Raw genomic sequence first — 1,701 nt, forward strand, 5'->3', positions numbered from 1 at the left:
CATGTCGACGGGCTCGCGCGCCAGCAGGATGCGCACCGTCCGAGGAAGTCGCAGCAGCATCAGGTGCCCGCCGCCGTACTCGTACTCGCGAGGGTGACGAGGAGCCGCGCGACGTAGGCCGCGTCCGAGCCCACCGGGAATCGCAGCACCAGGCCGCCCACGGTGGCGACCTCGAAGAAGCTCTCCCGCGCCTGCGGCGCGGGCGACGCTACAACCTCCAGAGGCAGAAAGGCGGCGACCGATTCGGCAGCCAGGTCGGACACCCGGAGGCCCCGCTTCTTGCGCTTCTTGTAGAGCCAGTACTGCAGCGTGCCCAAGGACAGGTCGTGCTTGGCCACGAACTCCTTCTGCTGCAGCCCACTCGCCTCGAACTCTTCCACCCACTTCGGCCATTCATCCGGATTGGGTCGTCGCATGCCCCAACAACCCGCGAGGACCGCTCAACTCAGGACGCCCGCCGTCGGTCGGTTAGTGCGCCGGGATAAACCGGCATGGAGTCACGAATGAAAGAGTCGTACATCGAAGGGCTAACCACCCGCGATGACCCCAAGTCATGCGACGGTACCCGTAAGGGGGCTGGGCGAAGCGTTGACCGGGGCAGGTGCAGGCTGGGTATTGAGCTGCGAAATCAGACCTCCAGGACGCCGACGCTGTTAACCGAAGCGGAAGGCCCCACGGACGCGAGCGCCAAGGTGAGTTCGCGGACGGTCCTGCGCAGTCGGAGACCCCACGCATGTACTGAAACTCCATGCACGAGAACCGGGAGGTCCTCTGCGCGCCCGCCGCAGTTGGCGAGACGGGACGCATCGGGAAGGTCGGAGACCGCAATCCGATGACGCACGGGCAGAGGAAGTCGGACAGGCTCGTAGTACCGGTGAAGCCATCGAACAACGCTCGCAGTCGAGCTGCGGAGACGGTGGAGGGAAGGAGCCTGGCCAAGAGGAACGCGGGGGAGCAAAACAGGCCCCGGACACAGTGCCGGACACGTCTGCACAGTGAGCTCGCTCGCGTACGCCAAGCTGCAAGGAAGGACAGGAAGGCGAGGTTCACCGCGCTGCTACACCACGTCACACTCGAAAGCCTTCGGACGTCGTTCGCGGCACTGCGCCGCAACGCCGCGCCGGGGGTGGACGGCGTGACGTGGGAGACGTACGGCGCAGGGCTCGAAGAGAACCTTCGGGACCTGCACGCACGTCTCCATCGAGGAGCGTACCGGGCGAAGCCCTCACGCAGAACGTACATCCCCAAGGCGGACGGGCGGCAGCGACCGCTCGGCATCGCGGCACTGGAGGACAAACTCGTCCAGCGCAGCCTCGTCGAGGTGATGAACGCCATCTATGAGGAGGACTTCCTTGGTTTCTCGTATGGGTTCCGGCCGGGGCGCAGCCAGCACCAGTCGCTGGATGCGCTCGCGACCGGACTCAAGCGAAGGAGGGTGAACTGGGTGCTCGACGCGGACATTCGTGGGTTCTTCGACGCCATCGACCACGAGTGGCTGATGAAATTCCTCGAGCACCGGATTGCAGACAAGCGAGTCCTGCGCCTCATCCAGAAGTGGCTGAGCGCAGGTGTGATGTAAGACCTCGCCGTGCCCCGTCGTGACGGGCCCCAGCATCTCGTGAGACCTCCAGCGGCCACACGCAGGAGGTGGTCCGTGGAGCTGGAGAAGGAGCTGGAGCAGTTCCGTCAGGAGGCGCAGCG

The 1,701-nt window shown here is 65.4% G+C and carries 2 protein-coding genes; one reads left to right on the forward strand and one right to left on the reverse strand.

Annotated features, from left to right (window positions below):
* Positions 1 to 59: 59 nt before the first annotated feature.
* Positions 60 to 416 (reverse strand): IS66 family insertion sequence element accessory protein TnpA, encoded by a 357-nt coding sequence (tnpA, locus tag LZ198_RS42740; protein ID WP_253977930.1) that lies wholly within the window; start codon positions 414 to 416, stop codon positions 60 to 62.
* A gap of 332 nt (positions 417 to 748) precedes the next feature.
* On the opposite strand from tnpA, the gene LZ198_RS42745 reads away from it, so the two are divergent.
* A complete protein-coding gene (locus LZ198_RS42745) occupies positions 749 to 1,579 on the forward strand; it encodes a reverse transcriptase domain-containing protein (RefSeq protein WP_407667522.1) in 831 nt (276 codons plus the stop codon).
* Positions 1,580 to 1,701: the final 122 nt, after the last annotated feature.

The sequence above is a fragment of the Myxococcus dinghuensis genome (genome assembly GCF_024198235.1).
In the GTDB taxonomy this organism is placed as follows: Bacteria; Myxococcota; Myxococcia; order Myxococcales; family Myxococcaceae; genus Myxococcus; species Myxococcus dinghuensis.